Below are 20,755 nucleotides of genomic sequence, written 5' to 3'. Positions count from 1 at the left end.
TCAAACTGCAGCGAGCTCTGTATCGCACCTCGTATTAGCCTCTGACCTGCATTTATGCATGATCGCCGCAGCCCCCGCAACGTAGAGAGAGAAACGGTTCACAGAGCGGGGTCAGTCGGGCCCGCGAAAAGCGGCCGACACCCCACCCCCCTCCATCCGGTCGCGTGCATATAGATGCAGCACAAGGGGGCTCCACTATGCATGGTCGTGCATCCCTATGCGCATGGGGCTGCGGCCCTCGGGGGTTGTGGGGCTGGCACACGATGCGTGCTACAAAGCATGAAAAGGGGACCCTAAAAGGGGACCCTACTCACACCGTAAGGGATTCCTTAGCGTGTGAGTTTGACAAAAGAAATGAAAACAAAAAAGAAAAAGTTCTTCGATGATGAACTCGAATTGAGTAATCAAACACACAATGCATATCACATATGCACTGCGTATCCATTACCTATCCACACACCCAAGCCTACCCACATACCCATACCTACCCATGTGCCTGCCTCGTACCTACCCATGTGCCCATGCCCATACCTGCATCCACTACCTATGTACCTATGTGGTATATGGGTATGCATATGGGGTACGTACTACCAGTTACGTGATGTCTTACCTTGCGTGGTAGTCCTGTTACCTCTGCTGCTATTGCAACGTCGGTGTGCTTCACGGTGGTTGGTAGGTTCTAGAGCTAGATGTGGATGGGTACTCAGTGGGAGTACGTGGTCCAGGGTCCAGGACATGGGGTGTGTATCCGGTAGGTCCACCTGTATGAACCCACCGCACAGCCAGCAGATATGGGCACCGGTCTTGCGCAGGTGATCCCGTATTCGCTGGATGGGGCGTCCGCTTCGGCCGCGCCTGTACTCGATATCTTCGGGGCCGGCGATGCGTACCAACTCCCCTAAGTCCAGGGTGTTTTGGGCATGAAAAAGGGCCCGACCCCGATTGGGGTAAGGCCCTTGGGTGACGCATTGTGTGGCACCGAATGCGGAGTGTGCTTCCGTGTAGGCGACGCTACCGCCACCAAATGATGGTATTCCCGCCAAAGGGAATCCGTAAACCCCTCATCTTCGAGGCCACGTGGCGCGCTGCAATTCGCCCAGATTCCAGCGCGCCTCGCCTCTCTTCGAACCGCCGTGGTTGAGGATGCGGCCGATTCGGTGCCAGTAATGAATCGCTTCCCTGGCGTTGTGCTCGCTCACGCCTTCACGCACCAGAAACGCTATTGCCTGGTCTGTTGGGACGTCTACTTTGTCAAGGTCACGATGCATCGAGCATTTCCGCCCAGGAGTGTTGTTCATAGGTCGTTGTGCATTTGGTGCAGGATACGTGAGAACTCGCGTCCAATGCCACCTGCAACGGTGATCCGCACCCTTCGGCGCCACATACGGTGTCGGCCAAGATGACGACACGTGACTCATGGTCGAGGAGCACTTTAGCGGAGCGCACCCATGATTCAACACACATGGCGACGGTTTCCAGGAAAGCGGGATCGCTGCTGTCGAATGCTGCTGCTAGTCGGTCTATCTCGTGCAGTAGGCCGCGGGTGGGCACCCTTGACCACATGTGGGGCACGTCGACACCATCGGGGTACATTCGTGCCCACATGGCTTGGTGTGTGCGTGTGGCGTTGTCGTGGATGTCGTCGAGCATGTTCAGGAACGCTTGGTTTACGGGCGGCCTGGAACTCGACTTGTTTGGGTTTGAGCCACCGCCGGATCTTATGGAGCGCTGTTCTCTGGCCGCGATGCTCAATTGGTCGAGTAGGGCTTTGAAATGCACTCTGCGTTGGCTTTGTGAGCCCGCCGGCCCGTAGGTGACGAGTTCATCGTAGCCGTGACACAAATGCATCACGTGTTCATGTATCTCGCCCGTAGCCCGCATTCCACACCCTTTCGCTCTCATTGAAGCGTCGCGCCGTGTCGATGGCCTCTAGTAGGTGAGTGACCAACGTGAATGCGTCACGCGTGGTGAGTTCGACGAGTGATCCGCCAAGGTGCACCAGGACCTTGTTTTCGTGTGCACTGGTTTCAACAGTCGTCATGTTGCACCCACACCCATCGTCCGTTGTATTCAATGCCGATTACGTTCTTGTCGCGTCCAATGAGCCGTCGGCATCGTTGACAGACCCGGTTGATGAATTGGACTTCAGAACGGCGGGGGCTCACACGTTTTGCATGAGCGAGGGGCGACGACGTCGCCGAACAAAAGCCCTGAGCGCTCGTCTGCGCCCCTGCGAGGGCATCCGGCAGGCTGAGACCAGCCCAGGGCCTTCCACGCGTCGCAGGGGCTCGGCGAGGGTCCTTCTCGGTGACCTCCACCGGCTCGGCGTCACGGCCTGAGCAGCCGCAACCGTGTTCGGCCACCATGTCGCCCAGTGGCACGCGCCCGGGGTCCCTGATGATCAGTTGCAGCTTGTGGGGCTTCCCCGCGACCCTCAGCACCCGGTACAGCGACCGGCCGTCAACGAGTGCTATTCCTGCCTCGGCCAGGCTTTGCATTGGTGCGGGGTCTGCCATTACTTTCAGCCCTGCCACATCTGCGGCGAATACGATATTGCCGCACCTATTGCAGGTGGCTACCTTCAGTGGTGTGTCGATGATGTGTTGCCCCATGCCTCACCCTGTCCGGTGGCGCAGTTCGTATTTCTGCCGGAAGCCGTACACGTCATCGGCGTATCGGAGTTTTCCGAATTCAAATACAACCGCTCGCCATTCGGTGTATTCCTGGGAGCGTCCCCATCCGGCCAGGTTGCGGACGCTGGCATCGTCGGGGGTTCCGCTTTCGTCCTCGGCGACGAGTACCCATCCGGGGGGTACGGGCTTCAGGTGTTCTATCCGTCCCGCCATTGATCATTTTCTCCTTCTGGGTCGGATGTGTCAGAGGGAGTCGTCGTATGTGTCCCAGAACCCCCTTTCAGGGGGGGTTCGGACGGACACATTTACAGACAGACGACCCGGGGTATGTGTCCGTCCGTCCGGACGATGTGGGACACACGGACGATGATCATGGATTGTCGCTATCCGGGTCATCCCCGTCATGATCGTCATCCACCGGTTGAGGCATCTGGTCGTACCAGTAATGCCGCTTAGCTTTCCCCTTCTGGATAACCCTTACGAGTTGTTCAGAAATGAGGTCTGCAACGGTCTGGTCGAACTCCGTTACTCGCGCCTTGATGAACGCTCCGGCGTTGCTTCGAATTTGCGTTGCGGTAATTCCGGGGTCCTCTCTAATTACCCGGATAACTGTGTTCCGCAATTCGTGTTCGGCGTGTTTGTCGGGGTCGGCTTCGACGAGTGCGACGCTCATGTCTTCGGCTTGGTAGGACACGAGGAGTTTGTCTAGGTGGACGTCTCGGCCGTCGGCTGAGAACCACCGTGAGGTAATTCCCTTTTCTTCTTTCTTGTTGAGGAACCAGAGGGCGTCGGCCCAGGCGGACCATGCCTGTGCCCCGATGGCGCGTTCGTCCTCGGTGTTCTTCGCGGCGCCGTGTGACATGTGGATGTTCAGGACGAGATCCCTGACTCCGGCCTCGGCCTTGATCTCGTCGAGCTGCCCGAGCCACGTGGCGACGGCGGAGTTGTCGTTGACGTCGCCGGCTCCGGCGAAGGCCCGGCTGGCGGGGTCCACCACCCACAGCCCGGTTCCGGCGTCGGCCAGCTGCTGCGCGAGTTCCTTGCGTACGGCCTCGATCCCGAACGGCATGGAGAGGCCGCGGAGGTGTACGAGGTTGACCCGGTGGGTGTTGATGATGCCGACCCGTGCGAGCCACCGTTGAAGCTGGTCTTCCGACATCTCGTAGTTGAAGAAGGTGACGTTGGGGCGGTCGGGGTCCGGGTAGCAGGGGAACTCCCCGAGGAACTTCGCCCCCTCGTCGGCGTCGGCCCATGCCTTGAGCAGCTGCCCGTTGAAGGTGGTCTTCCCGGCTTTGTACCGTCCGGCGAAAAGGCCGTTGCCGGACAGGGGTAGCAGTCGGTCGATGCTGTACAGCTGCGGATTGAGTGGCCGTTCGAGCTGTTCGCTCAGTGACCGCCAGACGGGTTTGCGGTCGTCCTTGCGTTCGAGGGCGTCGGCGTAGCGGCGGGCGTCGCGCTTGAGGAGTTCATGTTCGGCCAGGTCCCGGATGTTCCGGTCCCTCAGATCCTTGGCGATGATCTGCTGGACGATCTCGTCCGGGGTCGGCGATGGTTCGGGAGAAGGTGAGGGCACGATCGTGAGCGCCGAGCCCCCGGGCGAACCGTCGGAGTCCTTCGGCGGCCCGTTCAAGCTGTTCGGTGTCGAAGGCGCCGATCTCGTCGAGGATGGCGTACCCGGGGCGGATGCCTCGCCACATTCCTCGGATGGAGGGGTCAGGTTCGGTTGCCGGAACTCCAAGATCCTGCCCTTCCTTGGTGAGTGCGTGGATGCGCATGTTGTATTCGTTGATGCGCCCGTTCACCCAGGCGTCCAGTTCGGCGTCAGTGGGCGGTCCCGGTGACAGGACGTTGCAGGGCAGGCGGTCCATCGTGGAGAGGCTGCATCCGCATTCGTCGCTCTGCTCGTACGCGCAGTCGTCGTTCTTCACCATGAACAGTTCCTGCGTGTACGGGGTCCGGGGCCGGTTCTGCCAGGCTTCAGGGTTCGCGGCCCGTTCTTCGCGGAGTAGGTGAGCCCACCGGTAGCGGTCCGCCATGTCGATGTCTGGGTGTCCGTTGAGGTGGTCGCACGCGTCTTCTTCGAGCCAGAGGATTGCGTCGCGTTCTTCCCAGGTGTGTCGGGTGAACCAGTGGGCGTCGAGGTCACTGTTAGTGATCATTGTCGGGCTCGGCTTTCTCGACGATTTCGAGGGTTCGTGTCCAGACGATCGGGCCGAGGTGATCGAGCCGCAGCGTCCCGGAGCTGTCCCGCATGTATTCACGGACCTCGATGTATTTGGGTGTGATCTCGACGGATTGCACATCGTTCACGTCGAAATCGAGGACATCGTTTATGAACGCGTTGACGTCGGCGCGTGTCACTTCTGAGGTTCGGCGTCGCATATTTCGGCCCACCTTTCCCGGCATACTCCGCATCGGGCCTTTTCGGTGTCGGGCTCCCATTTGGTTTCGCCGACACCGCACAGCGAGTTCCATTGGCCCGGCAGGATGTGAGCTAGACCGAGGTGAGGGGTTGTCATCCAACGGGGTCCGCTCACGTGGCGTCGTCCTCGACAGCCATCGCGCACACCGTGAGGCGCTGAGCGGCCAGGTACGCCTTCTCTGCCGGGATCACTACCCGCCACTGCTTCTCGCCGGCCTGGTTGTGGACGGACAACTCGACCTGCCCCGGCTGGTCTTGGCACGGGTTGATCCGTAGCTCCATGTTGATCAGACCCATTGGGTACCGCCGCTTTCGTAGTACGCCCGAACCTTGGCCAACGCCTTCTTGACGATGCGTGATATCTGCATTTGGGATTCGCCGACGACGTCGCCGATTTCCCGTTGGGTGTGTCCGTCCTGGACGTACAGGGTGAGGATCTTCACCGTGCGCTCGTCGTCCCCGAACACGTCGGTCAGCATCTGCTGATAGGAGAGGTCTTCGACGGTGCCGCCCTCGAATGAGGGCACCCCGGAAGCTGCGGTGATCTCCGGCGTGGTGTCCGACTCGAAGGGGCCGGAACCCCATCCGTCGAGCGGCAGATACCGGTATGCCCTCCGGTCAACCTTCCCGTCCTTGAGGAGAGTTGAGCTGTACTGTGCTCGCCGGCCCCGAACCTGGTCGACGTGCCGCTTCACCTGGCTGATGTGGCAACCGGTGGCGTCGGCGATGGCACGCCCCGACGGCATGTAGCCGTCGTGGAGAGCGGCGTACTCGTCGATGAACGCCCCCACCTTCGCGGTGAGGGGCGACGGGTCGCCGTAGAACGTGCCTGTGCGCTTCCGTTCCGGGGTGCCGGTGAACGGGTGGTGCCCCGATGTGGCGACAGCGCGCACCCGTTGTGCCGCACGGTTCCGGATGTGGGCCCGCTCGAAGTCCCGGTCAGGGTTGGTGATGTCTTTCCATGCGTAGATGACGCCTTCCTGGATGCAGTCCGCCCAGTCGGCTTGCCACCGGTAGGCGCGGCACCGGACCCGCAGATAGCGTTCGATGCTGGGGAGGTCGGCCACGGTGTACGGGTCGTCGTCGGTGTCGGTCATGGTGTGGGCCCTTCCAAGTCGGCGACGGCCACGCCCAGGGCGTGCGCGAGTTCCTGCCGGGTGGTCCGCCCGGGTGCACGCCACCCGTTCCACCACCGGCTGACGGTGTTCTCGTGGACGCCGATCCGGGCGGCGAGGGTGGCGGGGGTGAGGCCGCGGGCTTCGGCGTGGAGTTTCAGTTCCGCGGCGAGGAACGGGGGCAGCTGCTCCACGGGCGCGGCTGCGGCGGTCCGGCAGGCGGGGCAGATGGGGATGCCTGCTCGGCGGTGTACGGCCCGGCCCCTGGGTGTGCCGCACACCCCTGTCCATTCGGGGAAGGCGTCGGGGTCGTCGATGGTGTCGGTGTCCCAGCAGCCGGGCGGGGCGTACCCGCGTTTCGCCGCGATGTTCCGGGCGCGTAGCGCCGACCCCGGGTTGACGCCTTCGGCCTCGGGGGTCGTGGCGGTGAGGGTGTCGTATGCGGCGGTCACGCGGTGCGCGTATTCCGCAGTGACCCGCTCAGCAGCCTTCGTGATCATGTAGTGGTACTGGCACTCACGTATCCGGACGATGGCGGCGACGTGCGTGAAGGTGTACCCGGCGGCGTACAGGGCTCGGCCTCGGCGTTGCGTGCCGTGCGGCGGTAGCCACTGGCCGGGGGACTCCGGCTGGTAGTTGAGGATGAGGTCCCGGGTACGGGCCCGGATCTCAGGCGGTCCGGAGTAGGTGCGCATCAGGGTGCGGACCGTGAGTCCGGTGTCCCCTTCGATGGTGCGGTAGGTGAGGCCGTGTTCGTCGTGCAGCCACCGCAGGTACTGGACGGCCGCCGCCGCGTCGACCATGCCGCCTCTGCCCTGATGCTTCAGGTACGCCCGGTGTTTCGCCTTACGGCGTTCCTGTTCTCTCTCGGTCTCGGTCATGACCCTTCGGGGTCGCCGGTATCCACCCATGGGGGTCACCTCGCTACATGGCTTCCGCCGAGTAGTCGACGGTGTCGATCGGGACTAGGGCCGCTTCTTGCGCGGCCGTGAGTTCGGGTCTCGGCGCGGACGGGGGTAGGCCGGAGCCGGCGCAGCGCTGTCCGGCCATGCGCTGCGTGGTGTGCCAGCTGAGTACCTGCCGGGTCACGACGGGCCCGGTGTCGTCGAGCGGGGTCAGTCGTTCGGGGACGGTGACGACGTCTCGTCCGCAGGGGCGGCAGTGGCCCCAGGGCCAGTCATCGAACGGCACGGCGCCCCCCGAGTTCCTGGATGCAGCCGGGGCAGGGGTTGACCCCGGCGGTGTCGTCGTTGACCTCGACCCACTTGTCCGGGAACGGCTTCACCCCGCACAGTGCTTTGCCTTCTCCGTCGAAGAACTGGCCGAGGCGGACGATGTGGTCGCGGGTTTGGCCGGAGGCTGCGACGCGGGCGTATACGGGCTCGTACATCAGGGCCTCACCACGCCCATGAGCCGGTCGCAGCTGTCGGGGATCATGCGGACGCCCCGGACGGTGAGGGTGGCCCACGCCTCACGGACGTAATGAGGGTCGTACATGTCCTCGGGGCCGAGGACGGTGACCTTGGTACCCCGGGCCACACCGCGCATGGAGTACTGGACGGTCTCGGCGGTGTGGATGACGCAGTCTTTCCGGTTGAGGCCGGCGAGCCGTATGAAGTGCTCGGCGTTCTGGTAGGACCACGACATGATGTGATGGGTCACTTCTTCACCCCGTAACTGGTGTAGTCGTACGCCCCGAGGGCCCGTTCGTCGGCTGAGACGTAGGCGTCGGCCCACTCCTCGGCGGCCTTCCGGGCATTCCGAGCTGACTCGTTCGTGCCTCGGAACAGGAACTCCTGAATGAGCCCCGAGGCGGCGTAACGGTGGACGTCCCACCCGAACTTGGCTTTCTCGCCGGGGCCGGAGCGGAACACGTTGATGCGGAACTTCACCTGAGCCCCACCCCGTAACTTGCGGTGATGTGTCCGGCGTCGGGGTCGCAGAACAGCAACCACTGCGACGGCTCGGACTGCGCGGCCAGGGTTTCGGCGGCGAACGTGTTGGTGGATTCGGTCGACCCGTTCGCCCATACCGACCGCTGGTTCAGCGGCATCCGCCCAAGCTGGTGGTAGTGGCCCATGAACAGGTCGTCGAAGCGTTCTTCGATCCCGCCGGATGCCCAGCCGTTGACCTTCTTGCCGAGCCCGTACCAGGGGAACCCGTTGGACCCCCGGATCTGGTCACCGTGGATGAGCATCGCCGAGTAGTTGCCCCACTGCCCGACCATGTACCAGTTCCGTTCGCCCTGGGGGTCGGTCATGGTCAGGTCGAAGCGGGGTTCGTCCCGCATGAGCAGGCCGAGGATGCGGTAGACCATGCGGTCGGCGTTGTCCATCGGCCCGTACTGGCCCTTCCGCCCGATCCGGCCGTGGTTGCCGTCCACGGCCAGGACGTGAACCTTCTCGAAGTGGGCGAGGAGGTACCGGCAGAAGTCGGCGAGGATCGCCGGGGTCGTGTTGAACAGCTGGTCGTACAGCGTCGAGTCGATCAGCCACTGTTGACCGGGGAAGATGTCGACTCCCTCGATCATGTCGCCGAGCATGCACACGGTGATCTCGTCGACCGGGTGGTGTGCCCGCTGCACTTCCGCTATCTCGACGATCCGCGCGGCGTACCGCATGACGCGTTCGCGGCAGACATCCGAGTTGTAGTCCGGGGTGAGCTTCCCTGTCTGCATGTCGGACAGGAGCGCGATGGCGTGTTCCGGCTGCCTTCGCTGTCCGCCCAGCTCTTGCCACGTCGGGGGGTCGACCGGGGCGAGGGTGAGGCGGCCGATGCTGTCGGCGATGGCGTCGCGGACGGTCTCGATGTAGTCGGCGTGCTTGTGCTTCACCTCGTACAGCTGCCGGGCGAGGAGGTCACGTTCGCGGGTCCGTTTCGCTAGGCGATCCTCGTACTCCGCGTCGTCTTCGATCGTCACTTTCAACTCTCTTCTGTCTGGGGGCACTTACACAGCCCGCGGCGGTGCCGGCCGACGGTGAACGCCGACGGGGCGTCGGCCCCGATCCGCCGTTTGAGTACCGCCGCTATCGCCTGGTGTGTGATCTCCGGCCGGTCGAGTGCTGCGCCGATCTGCGCGCCCTGGTCGCCGAGCTCGGTCAGGAGCTTCCCGACGCCGCAGCCGCCCTTGTGGGTGGACGCGTCGGTGACGTCGTCCAGGAAGCCATCGAATTCGTTCACGGCGCTTTGTCCTTCCTCGGGTCGATGACGCCCCCGGGGCAAGGGGGGCCGACAGGTGTCCGCTGCCCCTCGTTTGGTTTCCGGTAGTGGGGGAGCGCCACCCATTCCCCGACGCGTTTCATGCCGCAGGTGACTTCCCCGCACTTGGGGCAGTAGTAGCGGCCATGGGGTGTGTTCGTGTCTTCCCCCCAACATCGGCGGCAGTAGCTCAGGTAAGGATTTGCCCGCACGATTGACACGTCTTGTACGGGATTTCCTGAACTCGACCTATCAGCCATACGATCACCCACCTTTTTCGCCAGTCGTGCTCATGCGCTTTCACTCGTCGTCCCAGTCGATGCCTTCCCAGCAACCGCACCCGAGAGCATGGATTCGGTCCATGAACCAACCGACGATGTTCTGTGCCAAGTCGGCTATTCGTTCGCGCACATCAACCACCTGTATGCCGTGTATGACTGTTGAGGGCAGGCCCCGTTTCCGATTCGGGCGATCTGGTCGGCCCGGTCGAGCCCGGCAACATTGGTGACCCACCCTTCGGGGAGGCCCATCATCCATTCGCCGAAAAGGGCCCGGAGTTTCAATCCGCCCCGGGGCCCGTACTCGATTGGGACCGGCGCCGGCCGACGCATGAGGAGTTCCCAACGCCTCACCGCAGGCCCGAATTCGTTCCACCATTCGGCCGGTGAGGTAGGGGTGTTGGGGTCCGGCTGGTTGGGGTCGACGTTCAGGAGGAACGCCAATTCGTCTTCCAAGGTGGGGCCGTGCCCGCCCGCTTTTCTCTTTTCCGGGTGCTGCGGCGCCCCGTTCGAAGCCAGATTGGCGGTCGGGGTCTTGAGTAGTTTCTCCGCTTTGGGTCTCGGCCAGAGCCTGGCAACCGCTGTTACTAGGTCATCTCCGCCGGAACCGTCCCGATCCCTTCGGGCGTAGTCCGGTCCGCGTACGCCGTCAGCTGCGGTCGGCGTCGGTAGGTGTGGCCAGTCCAAACCACCGTTCGCGATGATGGCAGGCTCCGACGGCGGAAGCTCGAAGAGTTGTCCATTTGAGGTCATACCCGATTTCGTGAAGCGATGCGGCGACTTCGCCGAGCCCCCTATTTCGGAGTGCTCCAACGTTCTCCAGGAACGCGTATCGCGGTCGTATGACCCGTATTGCTTCGGCGACGTGGTACCACATTGCGGATCGGGCACCCTTTATCCCTTCCCGTCGTCCGGCGTTGCTGATGTCCTGGCACGGAAATCCGGCTGTGATGATGTCGACTTTGCCGATGTATTCCGCCCAGTCGATGAACTGGATATCGCCCAAGTTCGGGGCATCGGGATACCGTTCGGCGAGAACCTTTGCTGCGGCAGGGTTCGAGTCGGCGACGTAGGCCACCCTGTCACCGGTCAACGCCTGGACTGATAGCCCCAGTCCGCCGTAACCGGCGCAGAGTTCAAGGATCGGCACCCGCTAGAATTCCCGGGTGACCAGAAGAACGGCGACGATGAACGCGCCAACGAGAATGAACCAGGTCTGAGCATCGGTCATGGGTTTACCCTTTTCTGTTTTGAAGCCGGTACGCGCTCCGAATGGTCGCTTCGGCTTGGCGTTGTCCGCCTCGGCCGTTCGCGGCGACATATTCGGGGGCGAGTAGTTCGACGGCTTGTTCTTCGGTGCCACCGTCGGCGCACATGGCGCGGGCTGCCCACAACAGTGCGTTGTTCAGGTTCCCGTCGGGGGCAGTCCGTACAGCTATCACTAGCCCGCCGAACGAGACGGACCGGGGTTGCGCTAGTGGTGATCGAGGAGCGACCGGGCGGGGTTTGTCTCGGCAGAGTTCGACCAGCCACGAAGGAGCATCACGGATTTCCCGAACATTCTCGGGTACGTAAGGACCCTTGTCTGTGTGGGACCCTGCGCCGAGGACGTAGCCGCCTCTACTGCCGCCATTTCCGCGCACGTCCAGCAGTCCTCGGATGATGCTGTCCTGACTAGAATGGACACCGTCAGGCCATCGATAGTAGAAGTGTTTACCGCCGGAACCGGTGGCAACTGTGTACGTGTCGAAAGCGTCGGGGATGCTTTCAACGCCACCGTAACGTTGGACCACTTGGTCGAACGCTGTCTCTCCGTCCACGCGTGGGCCCAACACGGCGTGTAGACCTTCCCATGGGGTTCCAATGAGAACGCCGTCACGCTTAGGGACGTCACAGTCGACAACGAATATCCCCGACGGCTTGCACGCGACTCCGATATTGCAGTCAGGTGCGTAAGTCCACCAACGGACAACTGTGTTGATGTCATTGGTTGCTATCTCCGACCACTTCACAGTCCATGGCGCTTCTTCCTTGGTCTTGTCCTGGTGGATTCGGGCCGGGGTCTTGCCCAGCGGCTCGACGGGGAAGATGTGGAGCCCCATCCGGATCGCGCGTACCGCGTCAGGAAGAAGCGTCACCGGGCGACCGCCACGCCGAAGATGCGAGCGAGGTACCGCCAGGCTTCCTCGCCCAGCTCGGTCCTGTTCATGTAGAACCGGCGAACCGGCGGGCCATGCCGGTAACTGCACGGCGTGCAGTCGCAACGGGCGTAGCTGAAGACCGGGGTGCTACGCGGACTCATCGTCGGCGCCTTCGGTCTCGTCGTCGTCGGCCTGCCGCAGCATGATCGTCGTGACGACGTCCGGGAGGTTGTCGCCGGCCAGCCACCCGGCGGTGTTCAAGACGTCGTCGGAGTCGTGGTCAACACCGGAGTCGCTGATCAGCTTCACGGCCGTGCGGTAGATGTCCGCCCGCTCAGCGACGAACTCTGTCGGCGACGGCGGGGCGCTCTGGTGCCAGCAGCACACATGGGGTTCTTCCTCGCTCAAGGGGCCCTCCCAGGGGCATCAAAAAGCGCCCCGGAGCCGGTAAGGGCTCAGGGGCGCCACAAGGGGAGGAACCCCCCTCACGGGGGCGAGGGGGGTTCCGGTCTACTGGAGGATGTTGGGGCGGCCTTGATCGTCGTCGTCGACCACTTCTGGGATCGGGTGATGCCCTTCCGAGTAGTGGTTGACCCAGCCGCACCCGCCGCAGGCGTACCGGCCGTCGAGTCCGGCGATCACCGTTCCACACCGCTCGCAGCTGGTAAGGGTGATCTCCGGCATCGGCAGCGGCATGGGAACAGGGTCAGGCTGTTCCGGGCCGCTCGTCGGGGGCGTATCCATGCTCGAACGATACCGCCGTGGTCGGAGCCGGGGCGAAGCCGGACGCCCAGCCGCAGTAGTTGTTGCAGATCCAACTTCCGTCGGAGCCCTGCGTGGCCCCTGCGCCGCAATTCGGGCAGTTCATCAGACTTTCTCCCTTTCGGTTCGGTCTGTTGCTTGGGGTGCCCCCCGACGGCCGAGGTATGGACGGGGGTCCGATGGGCTCGGTCGTCGAGGAGCGGTTCCGTGCACGCTCCGGGTGGGGTGCGCGTGCACGGAAGTTCAGAGGGTCAAGGCCATGGCGATGACCAGGCCGCAGGACGCGGCGACCATGAAGATAAGTAGGGCGCCCGCGTACCGGCCGAGGGTCTTCACCTGTTCGGGCCCTTCAGCGTTCGGTGGGGGTGACGCCGGATCTCTACCGCGAGATCCACGGCGTGCGACAGGTCGTACGCCGGGCTGTCGGGGTCGCGTGCCTGCCGCCACTGCTTCATCCGGGCTGAGCAGGTCAGGCATCCCGGCGACGGGATGGGAGCCGTAAGGGCCGGCTGGGGGTCGGCGGCGACCGCCGTCGCGCCTTCGATAGCGTCGCGCCGCATTGGGGCACTCCCTTCGGTCGGTGGTGGCTCTCAGCCCCCGCAAGCGGACACACAGCGTGCCCAGGGGAAAGACGTGCCTGCGGGGGCGAGAAGCCGTTCGGTACTGCGGGACCGAACAGGCACAAGCTTGGCCCGACGTGGGTAGGCTCGGAAGCCACGGCGTGTTTACAGCTGCTGTTAAACGGGAGATCGCGGCATGTTTGACCCTAAAGAACTAGACCCAACCGAAAGCCCGTTCAAGTTCTTGGGGCGCGAGATCCGGCGCATCCGAGGCGAACGGGGTCTCACCGTTGAGCAGTTAGCCATGCTGGTGTTCGTATCGAAGGGATACATCAGTCAGTTCGAGACCGGGGCCCGCAAGCCCGAAGAGTCCATGGTCGAGCGCATCGACAACGCGCTGAACGCTGACGGTCACCTGCTGGTTGTCTACCGGATGGCGACACGGGCTGGGGAGTCGAACGGCGTCGCCGACTACTTCGCGGCCGTCGCCGAGCTGGAGCCGACAGCCAAGCGCATCGACTGGTACGGGGCCGCCCTGTTCCCCGGTCTGCTCCAGACCCCGGAGTACGCCACGGAGATCACCCGCAAGGCAGGACCGTTCCGAACGGAAGCCGAGATCAAGGACTTGGTCGACGCTCGTATGCAGCGCAAGGCCAAGGTGCTCGACCGGGACGGCGGTCCCAAAATTCTCGTGATCCTCGACGAGTCGGCGTTGCGGCGCTGCATCGGACCGTCCGAGGTGATGCGCGGTCAGTTGCTGCATGTCGCAGACCTAGTACGCTCGAACAAGATCGTTCTACAGGTGTTGCCGTTCTCAGCCGGCGCGCACCCCCTACTGTCCGGACAGCTGATCATCATGCGATTCCGGGACGCACCCCCCGTCGCCTACGTAGAAGCGCCACACGCTGGAACGATGATGGAGAAAGAGGAGACGCTAGATGCGTGTCTCCTGTCATACGATCTCGCCAGGGCCGCCGCACTGTCGCCGGAGGCGTCCCTAGCACTCATCGAGTCGGCGGCGAAGGAGTACAGCACATGAGCGCAACTGCCCCCGACTTCACCGCAGCCACGTGGCGGAAGTCGACGTACAGCGATGGCAACGGCGGTGCGTGCGTTGAGGTCGCCGACGGCTTCACCGGCATCATCCCCGTCCGCGACTCGAAGGTGACCGACGGCCCGGCCGTCGTCTTCGGCGACGCTGCCTGGACGTCGTTCGTCTCCACTCTCTGACCACCCCCACCCCCAGAGCAGGGCCCCGACCGGAACTCACCTCCGGTCGGGGCCCTTTCTGGTTAGGCCGTCAGGTCCGCGTACACCGCGTCCAGGGCGGTCTTCGCCGCGTCGTACCGGGCCTGAGCCGCTTCGTGCTCCTGGACCACGGCATCGACACCGGCCCGCTTCTTCGCGGCCCGCTCCAGCTTGGTCTTCGCCGTCTCGAACTCCTTGAGAACCGCGGTGAGGGGCGAAGCCTTCCGGCCGCGCTTCGGCTTCTCGTCCGCCTCGGCGACGACGGGGGCGGGAGCTTCTTCGGTCACGGCCTCTACCTTCTCCGGGGCGGGGACGGTGGTCTTCTTCGTGCGAGGGGGCATGTACGGGTCCTTTCGGGTCGTCCATTCAGGGCATCCGGTGTCACAGCCACGAGTGCAGCCGTGCCGACAGGAAGGGGTCACAGGGTCGCGGCGACCATGGCCCGGGTGTTCGGGTCCATCGCGGCCACCTTCGCCGGGTCGATCCCGGCTGCAATGAGTTTGGCAACGTTCGGATCACCAGTCGGAGCAGGTGCAGCGACCGGGGCGGCAACAGGTGCAGCCGCAACCGGGGGCGCCGCAGTCGTAGGGCCCATCCCGGCCCACGCATCGTTCGCGGGGGGCTGCTGACCCTGTGGGGGCCGCTCCGGCTGCTTGAACTGCCCGGCCTGGTACGCCTGATTCACCGGCGACGCCATCGCGCCGTCGGCGTCCGTGTGGGGCAGGAGAATCCACGGCGGGTTGCCCTTCGTGTTCGGACCCTGGCCGAGCCTGGCCAGGACCACAGCGCCGATGCTGTCGCGCACGCTGTTGGCGAGATTCCCGAACACGCGGGCGTTGAACTTGATGGTGGGCTGGCCGGTAGCCGGGTCCGGGAGGTCGACCACGATCACATCGACGTCGGCCGAAGTCGACGGCCCGAACTTCGTCGTTTCGTTGGGGTTGTAACTCTTGGGGTAGAACAGCAGCAACCGGCCGTTGTAGTCCCCTGGTTCGAACTTGTCGCCACCGCTCGACGGTTGCGCGAATTCGCTCACTCGGTTTCCTCTTCCAGTAGCGCTTCTATTTCGGCTCGGCGGTACCGGTGATGCCCGCCGAGAGTCCGGATGCTCGACAGCTTGCCGAGCTTGGCCCAACGGGCAATGGTCTTGACGTCGACACGAAACAGGTTCGCCACTTCCCGGGGCGTCATCAGATCAGTTGCGGCCATTGCACCCCCATTCGAGGTTCGAGGAGTTGGGCTTGTGGAACGGGCAGAAACGGCAGTCGGCAGCATCGATCGGGAACTGAGCGGCAGTCATAACCTTGGACTCCGACTCGTTCGTTTCGGCCTTGCCGTAGAGAGTGGCTAGGTGCGCATCTACGGACTCCCCGATGCGGTCGACGCGGGCGAGGGCGTCACGCGCGATCTGCGGGTTGTACGGCTCCGTCCACACGTACATGTCGTCCAGGTTCGGCTTGTCCCGGGGCATGCCGAGGATCGCAACGTGTTTGACCGTTTCGCCTCGCAGCGACGCCATGAACGCATACGTGTGTGCCTGCACCCGATACGTGGGAGACGGCCCCTCCGTCTTCAGCTTGTCGAGGGACCACTGACCCATGAACTTGAAGTCACCGACGTACAGCAGGACCCGGTCAATCAGGTCCGTCGTGCCGTGCGGAACACGCTTCGAGGGGGACGTCATGCGAAGCTCGGACGCGTACCGGCCGGAACCTGCGTCGGCCCATTCGAGCATCTGGCTCATGCCCTCGTGCCCCATCGTCCCCACGAACGACGCCCAGTTGTCGCCACCCGGATTCACCGGGGGCAACCGCATCAGGGACATGGCGATACGCCGATCGCACGGGGTGCCGATCTCTGACGGCCCAAGGGTGGCCTGCTGGTTCCGCTCCATCCGGTTCGAGAACCCGTGGAACATCTCCTTGAGACGGGCGGTGATCTCCAACCCCAGCGGCGTCATCGGCTTCGCAGACGTCACCACCTTCGACGTCCCCGCCCTCGACGGCTGGTCGAACATCGGCTTGGGTTGCCGGAACTCACCCACCCCCGGCGGCGCATGCGGTGCACTGACTGAAGAACGTGCACCGGCAGCCGGGGCCGGGCTCGGCCCGGTAGACGACATCTGCGGGGATGCGCTCATGGGGCTCGGGGGTGATGGGTCCGGTGTCGTGGGAGACGGCGGCGAACATGTCGCAGACCTGGCAGGTGTCGGTGTGCCAGCGGGTGTTTCGTCCGAACACGGCGGGGCCTCCGGGGGGAGCGGCAGATCAGTAACCTTGCGGCGGGGCGTCATCGTCGAAGAACCTCCCGAGCCGGCGGATTCGTCAGGTAGCGGGCGGCCTTCGCGAACATCGCCCAGTCGTCGCGGGCGTGCCCCAACATGTCGTTGCAGGGGCGGCAGAGCAGCCCGCGGACTTCCCCCGTCTTGTGGTCGTGGTCGACGGACAGGCGACGGGTCGCCCCGGTCGCCCGGGGGCATATCGCGCACGTTCCGCCCTGCGCCTCGTACAGCTGCTCGTACTGGCCGGGCTTCAGCCCGTACGTCCGCTGTACCGACGCTTCATGCGCGGCGGCGCTCCGGCGCTTCTTCTCCGCTCGCCAGTGCGTTGCGCACCGGGGCCCCGGGTGAGGGGCGGGGCGCTGCTTCGCGGCCGGGGGCGGGAAGCCTGCCCAGTCCGTCACGCAGTCCTTGCACGGCTTCGCCTCGGGGTCACGCCCCATTCGGGTACGCCTCGGAGATGAGCTTGGTCATGGTCCGGTGCGCGTCCTTGAACGCCCGAGACAAGGCCAGCATCTCGCCCAGCTCCGCGTCCCGGGGGTCGCCGGGGCGGCGCCGAGCCTCACCTACTCCGACGCTCGCATAGCCGAAGGGGCGCTTGGCCATCACTTCAGCTTGGGTCCGGTCGTCGTCGGCGAGCACTACGACCTTGATCTCATCAGTCATGGTCAGCGTGCGGTTCGGTCGGGTCATGTTCTTTCCACTTCTGTTTCGGGTCCAGATAGCCGGGGCGCGTCACAGAGCAGCGAACGCACCAGTCGCACTCAACGACCTTCGAAGGGACGCCGATTGCGGAGTTCCAGAGGTGGGCACAGCCGTCCATGCCCACCCCCGCTCATGCCTTGAGTGACTTGGTCGCTTTCGACGTCTCGCACTCGGCGTAGATGTGCGGATAGTTGGTACGGAGGTGGTTGAAGTCCATTCCTCGGTACCGGCCGATCGAGACCCGGAACAGGGGCTCCCCAGTAGGGGCTACGGCCTGCACCGGGGCCGGGGCGTCATCGTCGTCGGTGTACCCGAGGGCGCCGAGGATCTTCAGCTTGAGTCGCTTCTCCTCGGCGTCCCACCGGGCGCGGGCGGCCTTCGCAGTCTCGTACGCCTGCCAGTCATCAGCGACGTCCTGAGACACCGGGACCAGTTCGCCATCGCTCACGCGTCGACCTCGCACTCTTTGAGGTAGGCCACGAACCGTTCTGCCTGCGCGGTGGCCTTCCGCGCCTGCCTCCGCGCCCGCTGCTCCCGGTCGTGGCGCTCAGCATCGGCGGCCGTCTCCCAGTCCGTCTCGCGACGACGGGTGACCTTACGGCGCTGGATTCGCTGCTGGTTCATGACGGGTTTCCTGTCTGCGTTTGCCATCTGGTCGAAAAGGTGGCGTTCGTATCCGGGGTTCGGGGATTCCTCGACCCATGCCGGGTAGCTCACGAGACGCCGTCCAGGGCGGCGTACGCCTCTTCCATCGCGAGCTTGGTTCCGGCGACGACGAACCAGCCTTCGGCGTAGAGGGGGGCGTGGTGCTTCTGCCAGTGGTGGCCGCAGAAGTCGAGTTCGAGCCCGCCGACCCGGTGGACCCGGAACTGTGCTGCGGCAGAACAGGCGTCGCACCGGTCGTGCGCGGTGAGATTCGGTGCCATCGGTACGGCCTTCCCGGACGGGTGCCGTTCCTTGACGGCTTCAATGGACTGTTCGAGGATCGGCGTCATATCGCCGTCCGGGTCTTGTGGCCATATACCCATGTCAGAACACCGCCGTGACGTCGCGCCGGACGAGAACGGAAGTCGTCCGCCGGTAGATGGATTTGCCCTCACGTACTCCTGTGCGCGCATTGCGGGTTGCGAATTCCACCCACGCGGCGCCGTCATCCTCGTAAGGAAACGGCGCAGTCGAAACCACGCTTTCCGACTCGTCATCCGGGAAACGGAAGACGTCGCCCTTGTGGAGGCGGTGAACCTGAACAGTCGTCCACTGCTCACGGTCGAACCCCTCGATGCTCTTGAGTTCCATCATCGGAATCACTCTTCGATCTGCACGCGTGCGATGGTGACCGGAAGGATCTGATGCCGAACGGCGCGCTGGCATTCCTCGTTGCCGAGCACGTGAACAAGGGCTTCAAGCTCCATTTCCTCGTGCTCGGCATTCGCGCCGTTCAGGATGATCTGCGTGTCGTTCATGAGTGGCCCTTTCCGGCGAGAGTGAGAACGACCCCGCCCACGAAGAACGTGAGCAGGGCCGTGTAGACGAGGAGTGCGTAGAACCGCCGGTCGGTCATTCGCGGCGGCCGGTGGTCGCTCATTCCGGGTCGTCCCAGTCGACGTTCATCGCGGCGCCGTTTCCGTGGGCCGACCATGCGGCCTCTTCGGCGGCGACGTCTTCACAGCCGGGGCAGTCCCAGACGAGGGAGCCGGGGGTGTGCGGCGGCCAGACATGTGCGCTCATGACTTCCACTCCGATACGTCGAGACCGGCGCTGTACTTCTTGGCGAGGGCCTGAGCGGCCTTTCGCGGGTCGCCCGGGACTGGCACCTTGGGCCAGCCGGCTCGGGCCTCCTGGACGAACTCGGCGACGCTTCGGCCGTCGAGCGGGTGAGGGGGAGTAGCGACGTGCCAGTGACCGTCGGCGTAGTAGTCGACGGCCGGGTAGAACCGCTTGTGGATCTTCTTCCGCTCGGTGATGTTCATGACGAACCCCTCAGTGCCGTGCGGCGCCGTACTCGGCGTGCTCGGTGTGGCGGTGATGCTCGGCGTCGGCGTCGTCGTCCGGGTCTCCGAACGACGTCGCCTTGACGTACGCGGCGATCTGCTCTTGCACTGCTTCGAATTCCTGGTTGGTCATCGAACTCACCTGATTTGCGGAGAAATCGGACTTGATGGGATGAAAACAACCCCCCAGGGGCGCCTAGGGGGTTGTGGAGTAGCGTTGGTGTTATCGCAGGTCAGAGGCCATAAGAAAGAAGTCGTACCACTCGATGGTGGTGCCGATGAGGCTGGCGGCGACGATGCGGCGGAGGTTCGACGGTGCTGGTGGGGAGGTTGCTGGGGCGGCCATGGGTACCACTTCCGGACGGTGGGCGGGGACGGTTCCGTGTCGCCATACCGTAGGAAGGGCCAGGTCAGGGGCGTATGTGGCGGGACACCATAGTTCGGGTTGCCGGTGTGCGGGCCGGCGCCACGGGGAGGGGGCGCGAGTCCGTTTCCGCTTCGGGGGGTTGGCGGGAGAGGGCTGTCCGAGTTGCACTGTTCGGTATGTTTCGCAAGGGCGGTGCTGACTCCCGTGCTGGTTTGGTGCTGACTAAAAGCCCACGTCATCACCCGTCTTCACCTCTCCCGTGCTGACTTGGTGCTGACTACGCTGCGTTGCAGTCGGGCATTTCGGTGCGGAGCGGACGCCTGAAGCTTCTTCCGTTTGGACGCGTCCTTGCTGCAGATCCGTGAGGCGCGTGTCTCAGTCTCGAAGGGGGCTGTGAGGACGGCGACGCCGACGCTGCCGCAGGTATGGACCCATCCCAGGGACGAGCGGGTGGCGTCCTCGGAATGGAGACTGCGAGCGCCGGTTTCGGGCGGCTGAAGACGGGCTGTGAGCACGGCATGCACGCGCGGAGCCCCGTAGGTCCCGCGCGATCGCGCATGGACCTCGGTGATCTGTTCGGTCAGCTCCGCATCCCGCACCGCCCGGGGGCCGGGCAGGCCGGAGCGACGGGCGTAGAAGGCGGTCCTGGAGACCTTCATCAGCTCACACGCCCGTTTGACGCTGTGACCTGCACGCTTCTCCGCCTCGATGAACGGGTGCACCGTCACCGGGTCTCCTTCGCGAAGAAAGCTGTGGCTCGCTTGAGGACGTCGACATCCTCACGCAGCCGACGGTTCTCCCGCCGCAACGCGGCCAGTTCCTCGCGCTCACTGCTGGTCAGCCCGTTGCGCTCGCCCGCGTCGACCTCGGCCTGCTTCACCCAGTCCCGCACCGCGGTCTCGGTCAGTTCGAAGTCCTTGGCGACCTGACCGACCGACCGGTCGCCTCGTCGGCACAGACCGACGATCTCAGCCTTGAAATCCGGCGTGAACGAACGACGAGGGCGGCGAGGCTTCTTCTTCCCCATGCTCTCCATGATGGACATCCTCCCGGGGCT

The 20,755-nt window shown here is 64.2% G+C and carries 40 protein-coding genes and 1 pseudogene; 3 read left to right on the top strand and 38 right to left on the bottom strand.

The genetic code is table 11. From position 1 onward, the window contains the following. Nucleotides 1-1,257: 1,257 nt before the first annotated feature. Nucleotides 1,258-1,650, bottom strand: a complete 393-nt coding sequence (locus ACGFZA_RS15950) for a hypothetical protein (RefSeq protein ID WP_393679546.1) — start codon at nucleotides 1,648-1,650, stop codon at nucleotides 1,258-1,260. A gap of 701 nt (nucleotides 1,651-2,351) precedes the next feature. Between ACGFZA_RS15950 and ACGFZA_RS15945 the strand changes: the two genes are divergently transcribed. Then, nucleotides 2,352-2,849, top strand: a complete 498-nt coding sequence (locus tag ACGFZA_RS15945; RefSeq protein ID WP_393679544.1) for a hypothetical protein — start codon at nucleotides 2,352-2,354, stop codon at nucleotides 2,847-2,849. Nucleotides 2,850-3,003: 154 nt separating this feature from the next. Here the strand turns inward: ACGFZA_RS15945 and ACGFZA_RS15940 are convergent, their stop codons facing one another. The 19 genes and pseudogenes from ACGFZA_RS15940 to ACGFZA_RS15850 form a co-directional block, all read right to left on the bottom strand. Beyond that, nucleotides 3,004-4,206 (bottom strand): AAA family ATPase, encoded by a 1,203-nt coding sequence (locus ACGFZA_RS15940; protein WP_393679542.1) that lies wholly within the window; start codon nucleotides 4,204-4,206, stop codon nucleotides 3,004-3,006. Continuing rightward, a complete protein-coding gene (locus ACGFZA_RS15935) occupies nucleotides 4,100-4,792 on the bottom strand; it encodes a hypothetical protein (protein ID WP_393679540.1) in 693 nt (230 codons plus the stop codon). The genes ACGFZA_RS15940 and ACGFZA_RS15935 overlap by 107 nt, the downstream gene beginning before the upstream one ends. After that, nucleotides 4,782-5,015 carry a hypothetical protein gene (locus tag ACGFZA_RS15930; protein WP_393679538.1) on the bottom strand — a complete coding sequence of 78 codons (234 nt, stop codon included), beginning with the start codon at nucleotides 5,013-5,015 and terminating at the stop codon, nucleotides 4,782-4,784. Before ACGFZA_RS15930 ends, ACGFZA_RS15935 begins: the two co-directional genes overlap by 11 nt. Before the next feature lie 151 nt (nucleotides 5,016-5,166). Beyond that, entirely contained in the window at nucleotides 5,167-5,352 is a 186-nt protein-coding gene (locus ACGFZA_RS15925) for a hypothetical protein (protein WP_393679536.1), read from the bottom strand. After that, nucleotides 5,343-6,152 carry a sigma-70 family RNA polymerase sigma factor gene (locus ACGFZA_RS15920; protein ID WP_393679534.1) on the bottom strand — a complete coding sequence of 270 codons (810 nt, stop codon included), beginning with the start codon at nucleotides 6,150-6,152 and terminating at the stop codon, nucleotides 5,343-5,345. Before ACGFZA_RS15920 ends, ACGFZA_RS15925 begins: the two co-directional genes overlap by 10 nt. Beyond that, nucleotides 6,149-7,051 carry a helix-turn-helix transcriptional regulator gene (locus ACGFZA_RS15915; RefSeq protein ID WP_393679532.1) on the bottom strand — a complete coding sequence of 301 codons (903 nt, stop codon included), beginning with the start codon at nucleotides 7,049-7,051 and terminating at the stop codon, nucleotides 6,149-6,151. Before ACGFZA_RS15915 ends, ACGFZA_RS15920 begins: the two co-directional genes overlap by 4 nt. Before the next feature lie 43 nt (nucleotides 7,052-7,094). Beyond that, nucleotides 7,095-7,361, bottom strand: coding sequence for a hypothetical protein (locus ACGFZA_RS15910; RefSeq protein WP_393679530.1), 267 nt, complete (start codon nucleotides 7,359-7,361; stop codon nucleotides 7,095-7,097). After that, nucleotides 7,348-7,560 carry a hypothetical protein gene (locus ACGFZA_RS15905; RefSeq protein WP_393679528.1) on the bottom strand — a complete coding sequence of 71 codons (213 nt, stop codon included), beginning with the start codon at nucleotides 7,558-7,560 and terminating at the stop codon, nucleotides 7,348-7,350. The genes ACGFZA_RS15910 and ACGFZA_RS15905 overlap by 14 nt, the downstream gene beginning before the upstream one ends. Beyond that, nucleotides 7,560-7,832: a hypothetical protein gene (locus ACGFZA_RS15900; RefSeq protein WP_393679526.1), complete on the bottom strand. Its 273-nt coding sequence runs from the start codon at nucleotides 7,830-7,832 to the stop codon at nucleotides 7,560-7,562. The genes ACGFZA_RS15905 and ACGFZA_RS15900 overlap by 1 nt, the downstream gene beginning before the upstream one ends. After that, the gene (locus ACGFZA_RS15895) at nucleotides 7,829-8,062 is read right to left on the bottom strand and encodes a hypothetical protein (RefSeq protein WP_393679524.1); all 234 of its coding nucleotides are present in this window, start codon (nucleotides 8,060-8,062) and stop codon (nucleotides 7,829-7,831) included. Before ACGFZA_RS15895 ends, ACGFZA_RS15900 begins: the two co-directional genes overlap by 4 nt. Then, nucleotides 8,059-9,090 (bottom strand): hypothetical protein, encoded by a 1,032-nt coding sequence (locus tag ACGFZA_RS15890; RefSeq protein WP_393679522.1) that lies wholly within the window; start codon nucleotides 9,088-9,090, stop codon nucleotides 8,059-8,061. Before ACGFZA_RS15890 ends, ACGFZA_RS15895 begins: the two co-directional genes overlap by 4 nt. 2 nt (nucleotides 9,091-9,092) lie before the next feature. Further along, nucleotides 9,093-9,350, bottom strand: coding sequence for a hypothetical protein (locus ACGFZA_RS15885; protein ID WP_393679520.1), 258 nt, complete (start codon nucleotides 9,348-9,350; stop codon nucleotides 9,093-9,095). Between the two features lie 945 nt (nucleotides 9,351-10,295). Continuing rightward, the gene (locus ACGFZA_RS15880; protein ID WP_393679518.1) at nucleotides 10,296-10,796 is read right to left on the bottom strand and encodes a DNA cytosine methyltransferase; all 501 of its coding nucleotides are present in this window, start codon (nucleotides 10,794-10,796) and stop codon (nucleotides 10,296-10,298) included. Nucleotides 10,797-10,799: 3 nt separating this feature from the next. Next, nucleotides 10,800-11,009, bottom strand: a complete 210-nt coding sequence (locus tag ACGFZA_RS15875) for a hypothetical protein (RefSeq protein ID WP_393679717.1) — start codon at nucleotides 11,007-11,009, stop codon at nucleotides 10,800-10,802. Between the two features lie 178 nt (nucleotides 11,010-11,187). Next, nucleotides 11,188-11,784, bottom strand: a pseudogene (locus tag ACGFZA_RS15870) (bifunctional DNA primase/polymerase); the annotation flags it as partial. After that, nucleotides 11,781-11,948 (bottom strand): hypothetical protein, encoded by a 168-nt coding sequence (locus ACGFZA_RS15865; protein WP_393679516.1) that lies wholly within the window; start codon nucleotides 11,946-11,948, stop codon nucleotides 11,781-11,783. The gene ACGFZA_RS15865 and the pseudogene ACGFZA_RS15870, both read right to left, overlap by 4 nt. Further along, a complete protein-coding gene (locus ACGFZA_RS15860) occupies nucleotides 11,935-12,195 on the bottom strand; it encodes a hypothetical protein (protein ID WP_393679514.1) in 261 nt (86 codons plus the stop codon). Before ACGFZA_RS15860 ends, ACGFZA_RS15865 begins: the two co-directional genes overlap by 14 nt. A 102-nt stretch (nucleotides 12,196-12,297) precedes the next feature. Then, nucleotides 12,298-12,483: a hypothetical protein gene (locus tag ACGFZA_RS15855; RefSeq protein ID WP_393679512.1), complete on the bottom strand. Its 186-nt coding sequence runs from the start codon at nucleotides 12,481-12,483 to the stop codon at nucleotides 12,298-12,300. Between the two features lie 10 nt (nucleotides 12,484-12,493). Then, nucleotides 12,494-12,655: a hypothetical protein gene (locus ACGFZA_RS15850; protein WP_393679510.1), complete on the bottom strand. Its 162-nt coding sequence runs from the start codon at nucleotides 12,653-12,655 to the stop codon at nucleotides 12,494-12,496. Between the two features lie 650 nt (nucleotides 12,656-13,305). On the opposite strand from ACGFZA_RS15850, the gene ACGFZA_RS15845 reads away from it, so the two are divergent. Further along, complete coding sequence (locus ACGFZA_RS15845; RefSeq protein ID WP_393679508.1) at nucleotides 13,306-14,148, top strand: helix-turn-helix domain-containing protein; 843 nt, start codon at nucleotides 13,306-13,308, stop codon at nucleotides 14,146-14,148. Then, nucleotides 14,145-14,339 carry a DUF397 domain-containing protein gene (locus ACGFZA_RS15840; protein ID WP_393679506.1) on the top strand — a complete coding sequence of 65 codons (195 nt, stop codon included), beginning with the start codon at nucleotides 14,145-14,147 and terminating at the stop codon, nucleotides 14,337-14,339. The genes ACGFZA_RS15845 and ACGFZA_RS15840 overlap by 4 nt, the downstream gene beginning before the upstream one ends. A 62-nt stretch (nucleotides 14,340-14,401) precedes the next feature. Here the strand turns inward: ACGFZA_RS15840 and ACGFZA_RS15835 are convergent, their stop codons facing one another. From ACGFZA_RS15835 to ACGFZA_RS15750, 18 genes are all read right to left on the bottom strand, one after another. Continuing rightward, nucleotides 14,402-14,698, bottom strand: a complete 297-nt coding sequence (locus ACGFZA_RS15835; protein ID WP_393679504.1) for a hypothetical protein — start codon at nucleotides 14,696-14,698, stop codon at nucleotides 14,402-14,404. Nucleotides 14,699-14,775: 77 nt separating this feature from the next. Then, nucleotides 14,776-15,393 carry a hypothetical protein gene (locus ACGFZA_RS15830; protein ID WP_393679502.1) on the bottom strand — a complete coding sequence of 206 codons (618 nt, stop codon included), beginning with the start codon at nucleotides 15,391-15,393 and terminating at the stop codon, nucleotides 14,776-14,778. Continuing rightward, nucleotides 15,390-15,566, bottom strand: coding sequence for a BldC family transcriptional regulator (locus ACGFZA_RS15825; RefSeq protein WP_393679500.1), 177 nt, complete (start codon nucleotides 15,564-15,566; stop codon nucleotides 15,390-15,392). Before ACGFZA_RS15825 ends, ACGFZA_RS15830 begins: the two co-directional genes overlap by 4 nt. Then, the gene (locus tag ACGFZA_RS15820) at nucleotides 15,553-16,374 is read right to left on the bottom strand and encodes a hypothetical protein (RefSeq protein WP_393679498.1); all 822 of its coding nucleotides are present in this window, start codon (nucleotides 16,372-16,374) and stop codon (nucleotides 15,553-15,555) included. The genes ACGFZA_RS15825 and ACGFZA_RS15820 overlap by 14 nt, the downstream gene beginning before the upstream one ends. Nucleotides 16,375-16,393: 19 nt before the next feature. After that, complete coding sequence (locus ACGFZA_RS15815; RefSeq protein WP_393679496.1) at nucleotides 16,394-16,597, bottom strand: hypothetical protein; 204 nt, start codon at nucleotides 16,595-16,597, stop codon at nucleotides 16,394-16,396. Nucleotides 16,598-16,646: 49 nt separating this feature from the next. Then, nucleotides 16,647-17,078: an endonuclease VII domain-containing protein gene (locus ACGFZA_RS15810; RefSeq protein WP_393679494.1), complete on the bottom strand. Its 432-nt coding sequence runs from the start codon at nucleotides 17,076-17,078 to the stop codon at nucleotides 16,647-16,649. Continuing rightward, on the bottom strand, nucleotides 17,068-17,328 hold the full coding sequence (locus tag ACGFZA_RS15805; RefSeq protein ID WP_393679492.1) for a dsRBD fold-containing protein: 261 nt from the start codon (nucleotides 17,326-17,328) through the stop codon (nucleotides 17,068-17,070). Before ACGFZA_RS15805 ends, ACGFZA_RS15810 begins: the two co-directional genes overlap by 11 nt. Before the next feature lie 142 nt (nucleotides 17,329-17,470). Beyond that, complete coding sequence (locus tag ACGFZA_RS15800; protein ID WP_393679490.1) at nucleotides 17,471-17,788, bottom strand: hypothetical protein; 318 nt, start codon at nucleotides 17,786-17,788, stop codon at nucleotides 17,471-17,473. Then, nucleotides 17,785-17,964: a hypothetical protein gene (locus ACGFZA_RS15795; protein ID WP_393679488.1), complete on the bottom strand. Its 180-nt coding sequence runs from the start codon at nucleotides 17,962-17,964 to the stop codon at nucleotides 17,785-17,787. The genes ACGFZA_RS15800 and ACGFZA_RS15795 overlap by 4 nt, the downstream gene beginning before the upstream one ends. Before the next feature lie 89 nt (nucleotides 17,965-18,053). Beyond that, on the bottom strand, nucleotides 18,054-18,335 hold the full coding sequence (locus tag ACGFZA_RS15790) for a hypothetical protein (protein ID WP_393679486.1): 282 nt from the start codon (nucleotides 18,333-18,335) through the stop codon (nucleotides 18,054-18,056). 34 nt (nucleotides 18,336-18,369) lie between these two features. Continuing rightward, nucleotides 18,370-18,639: a hypothetical protein gene (locus ACGFZA_RS15785; protein ID WP_393679484.1), complete on the bottom strand. Its 270-nt coding sequence runs from the start codon at nucleotides 18,637-18,639 to the stop codon at nucleotides 18,370-18,372. 5 nt (nucleotides 18,640-18,644) lie between these two features. Continuing rightward, nucleotides 18,645-18,803, bottom strand: coding sequence for a hypothetical protein (locus tag ACGFZA_RS15780; RefSeq protein ID WP_393679482.1), 159 nt, complete (start codon nucleotides 18,801-18,803; stop codon nucleotides 18,645-18,647). After that, nucleotides 18,800-18,925 carry a hypothetical protein gene (locus ACGFZA_RS15775; RefSeq protein WP_393679480.1) on the bottom strand — a complete coding sequence of 42 codons (126 nt, stop codon included), beginning with the start codon at nucleotides 18,923-18,925 and terminating at the stop codon, nucleotides 18,800-18,802. Before ACGFZA_RS15775 ends, ACGFZA_RS15780 begins: the two co-directional genes overlap by 4 nt. After that, a complete protein-coding gene (locus ACGFZA_RS15770) occupies nucleotides 18,922-19,068 on the bottom strand; it encodes a hypothetical protein (RefSeq protein WP_393679478.1) in 147 nt (48 codons plus the stop codon). Before ACGFZA_RS15770 ends, ACGFZA_RS15775 begins: the two co-directional genes overlap by 4 nt. Beyond that, a complete protein-coding gene (locus tag ACGFZA_RS15765; protein ID WP_393679476.1) occupies nucleotides 19,065-19,310 on the bottom strand; it encodes a hypothetical protein in 246 nt (81 codons plus the stop codon). Before ACGFZA_RS15765 ends, ACGFZA_RS15770 begins: the two co-directional genes overlap by 4 nt. A 10-nt stretch (nucleotides 19,311-19,320) precedes the next feature. Further along, nucleotides 19,321-19,464, bottom strand: a complete 144-nt coding sequence (locus ACGFZA_RS15760; RefSeq protein ID WP_393679474.1) for a hypothetical protein — start codon at nucleotides 19,462-19,464, stop codon at nucleotides 19,321-19,323. A 482-nt stretch (nucleotides 19,465-19,946) separates the two neighbouring features. Next, entirely contained in the window at nucleotides 19,947-20,426 is a 480-nt protein-coding gene (locus ACGFZA_RS15755) for an IS3 family transposase (protein WP_393679472.1), read from the bottom strand. Continuing rightward, entirely contained in the window at nucleotides 20,423-20,734 is a 312-nt protein-coding gene (locus ACGFZA_RS15750) for a transposase (protein WP_371930258.1), read from the bottom strand. The genes ACGFZA_RS15755 and ACGFZA_RS15750 overlap by 4 nt, the downstream gene beginning before the upstream one ends. Nucleotides 20,735-20,755: the final 21 nt, after the last annotated feature.

Source organism: Streptomyces sp. NPDC048211 (assembly GCF_043202315.1).
Taxonomy (GTDB): domain Bacteria; phylum Actinomycetota; class Actinomycetes; order Streptomycetales; family Streptomycetaceae; genus Streptomyces.
The sequence above is the reverse complement of the archived record's forward strand: the minus strand, read 5'-3'. Positions and strand labels throughout refer to the sequence as shown.

What these genes read in the sequence shown, in the direction of transcription:
- ACGFZA_RS15785 (WP_393679484.1), bottom strand. Translation starts at nt 18,639, where the DNA reads ATGATGGAACTCAAGAGCATCGAGGGGTTCGACCGTGAGCAGTGGACG.
- ACGFZA_RS15810 (WP_393679494.1), bottom strand. Translation starts at nt 17,078, where the DNA reads ATGGGGCGTGACCCCGAGGCGAAGCCGTGCAAGGACTGCGTGACGGAC.
- ACGFZA_RS15915 (WP_393679532.1), bottom strand. Translation starts at nt 7,051, where the DNA reads ATGACCGAGACCGAGAGAGAACAGGAACGCCGTAAGGCGAAACACCGG.
- ACGFZA_RS15950 (WP_393679546.1), bottom strand. Translation starts at nt 1,650, where the DNA reads ATGCTCGACGACATCCACGACAACGCCACACGCACACACCAAGCCATG.
- ACGFZA_RS15765 (WP_393679476.1), bottom strand. Translation starts at nt 19,310, where the DNA reads ATGAACATCACCGAGCGGAAGAAGATCCACAAGCGGTTCTACCCGGCC.
- ACGFZA_RS15865 (WP_393679516.1), bottom strand. Translation starts at nt 11,948, where the DNA reads ATGAGTCCGCGTAGCACCCCGGTCTTCAGCTACGCCCGTTGCGACTGC.
- ACGFZA_RS15835 (WP_393679504.1), bottom strand. Translation starts at nt 14,698, where the DNA reads ATGCCCCCTCGCACGAAGAAGACCACCGTCCCCGCCCCGGAGAAGGTA.
- ACGFZA_RS15805 (WP_393679492.1), bottom strand. Translation starts at nt 17,328, where the DNA reads ATGACCCGACCGAACCGCACGCTGACCATGACTGATGAGATCAAGGTC.
- ACGFZA_RS15920 (WP_393679534.1), bottom strand. Translation starts at nt 6,152, where the DNA reads ATGACCGACACCGACGACGACCCGTACACCGTGGCCGACCTCCCCAGC.
- ACGFZA_RS15825 (WP_393679500.1), bottom strand. Translation starts at nt 15,566, where the DNA reads ATGGCCGCAACTGATCTGATGACGCCCCGGGAAGTGGCGAACCTGTTT.
- ACGFZA_RS15905 (WP_393679528.1), bottom strand. Translation starts at nt 7,560, where the DNA reads ATGTACGAGCCCGTATACGCCCGCGTCGCAGCCTCCGGCCAAACCCGC.
- ACGFZA_RS15935 (WP_393679540.1), bottom strand. Translation starts at nt 4,792, where the DNA reads ATGATCACTAACAGTGACCTCGACGCCCACTGGTTCACCCGACACACC.
- ACGFZA_RS15775 (WP_393679480.1), bottom strand. Translation starts at nt 18,925, where the DNA reads ATGAGCGACCACCGGCCGCCGCGAATGACCGACCGGCGGTTCTACGCA.
- ACGFZA_RS15795 (WP_393679488.1), bottom strand. Translation starts at nt 17,964, where the DNA reads ATGAACCAGCAGCGAATCCAGCGCCGTAAGGTCACCCGTCGTCGCGAG.
- ACGFZA_RS15760 (WP_393679474.1), bottom strand. Translation starts at nt 19,464, where the DNA reads ATGACCAACCAGGAATTCGAAGCAGTGCAAGAGCAGATCGCCGCGTAC.
- ACGFZA_RS15855 (WP_393679512.1), bottom strand. Translation starts at nt 12,483, where the DNA reads ATGCCGCTGCCGATGCCGGAGATCACCCTTACCAGCTGCGAGCGGTGT.
- ACGFZA_RS15925 (WP_393679536.1), bottom strand. Translation starts at nt 5,352, where the DNA reads ATGGGTCTGATCAACATGGAGCTACGGATCAACCCGTGCCAAGACCAG.
- ACGFZA_RS15850 (WP_393679510.1), bottom strand. Translation starts at nt 12,655, where the DNA reads ATGAACTGCCCGAATTGCGGCGCAGGGGCCACGCAGGGCTCCGACGGA.
- ACGFZA_RS15820 (WP_393679498.1), bottom strand. Translation starts at nt 16,374, where the DNA reads ATGTTCGACCAGCCGTCGAGGGCGGGGACGTCGAAGGTGGTGACGTCT.
- ACGFZA_RS15840 (WP_393679506.1), top strand. Translation starts at nt 14,145, where the DNA reads ATGAGCGCAACTGCCCCCGACTTCACCGCAGCCACGTGGCGGAAGTCG.
- ACGFZA_RS15770 (WP_393679478.1), bottom strand. Translation starts at nt 19,068, where the DNA reads ATGAGCGCACATGTCTGGCCGCCGCACACCCCCGGCTCCCTCGTCTGG.
- ACGFZA_RS15845 (WP_393679508.1), top strand. Translation starts at nt 13,306, where the DNA reads ATGTTTGACCCTAAAGAACTAGACCCAACCGAAAGCCCGTTCAAGTTC.
- ACGFZA_RS15750 (WP_371930258.1), bottom strand. Translation starts at nt 20,734, where the DNA reads ATGGAGAGCATGGGGAAGAAGAAGCCTCGCCGCCCTCGTCGTTCGTTC.
- ACGFZA_RS15930 (WP_393679538.1), bottom strand. Translation starts at nt 5,015, where the DNA reads ATGCGACGCCGAACCTCAGAAGTGACACGCGCCGACGTCAACGCGTTC.
- ACGFZA_RS15780 (WP_393679482.1), bottom strand. Translation starts at nt 18,803, where the DNA reads ATGAACGACACGCAGATCATCCTGAACGGCGCGAATGCCGAGCACGAG.
- ACGFZA_RS15790 (WP_393679486.1), bottom strand. Translation starts at nt 18,335, where the DNA reads ATGACGCCGATCCTCGAACAGTCCATTGAAGCCGTCAAGGAACGGCAC.